The organism is Oleiphilus sp. HI0061 (assembly GCF_001635675.1).
The window spans coordinates 1-936 of sequence record NZ_LWFE01000382.1 but is presented as its reverse complement, the minus strand read 5'-3'; the positions used below and the strand labels follow the sequence as shown (position 1 = coordinate 936).

Genomic DNA, 936 nt, shown 5'->3' with positions numbered 1-936 from the left:
CAAAAAAACAGTAGTCATTGATTTTGATGTAGGTCTACGAAATCTGGACTTAATTATGAACTGTGAACGACGCGTCGTTTACGATTTCGTAAATGTCATCAATGGCGAAGCGACACTTAACCAAGCACTTATCAAGGATAAGCAGGTTGAAAATCTGTACATCCTGCCAGCGTCTCAGACTCGTGATAAAGATGCCCTATCCGAAGATGGTGTTGAAAAAGTTCTATCTGAACTTGCCAAGACTTTCGACTTCATTATCTGTGACTCACCTGCCGGTATTGAACACGGCGCACAGATGGCTCTGTATTTTGCCGATGAAGCGATTATCGTCACAAACCCTGAAGTATCTTCAGTCAGGGATTCTGACCGAATCCTTGGTATCCTGAACAGTAAATCTCGACGTGCCGAGCAAGGACTAGAACCCGTCAAAGAGCACCTGCTACTAACTCGCTATAACCCAGAGCGAGTCGATAGAGGCGAAATGCTTAATGTAGAAGATGTAAAAGATATTCTGGCCGTGAAACTACTAGGCGTTATACCTGAGTCTCAGGCAGTACTATCCTCTTCAAACCAAGGGGTTCCTGTTATTCACGACCAAGAAAGCAATGCCGGACAAGCCTACTCGGATGCTGTAGAGAGACTGCTAGGTAACGAGCTGCCTCATCGCTTCTTGCAAACAGAGAAAAAGGGCTTCTTTAAACGTATGTTTAAGGGGTCTACAACAGCATGAGTTTTTTCGATTACTTTAAAAGCAGCAAAAAGAACACTGCATCAATCGCTAAAGAACGTTTACAAATCATCGTCGCACATGAACGAGGTAAACGTGAACAACCTGATTATTTACCTCAGCTCCAACAAGAGATTCTCGAGGTGATAAGAAAATATGTACCTGTCGATCAAGAACAAGTTCAGGTACAGCTAGATAAAAACGATGAT

2 protein-coding genes are annotated in these 936 nt (G+C 43.1%); both read left to right on the top strand.

The window, feature by feature from the left end:
* Positions 1-730: septum site-determining protein MinD (gene minD / locus A3735_RS05280; protein ID WP_068637701.1), on the top strand; the 730-nt coding region annotated here is incomplete at its 5' end.
* Positions 727-936: cell division topological specificity factor MinE (gene minE, locus A3735_RS05275; RefSeq protein ID WP_068637699.1), on the top strand; the 210-nt coding region annotated here is incomplete at its 3' end. The genes minD and minE, both read left to right, overlap by 4 nt.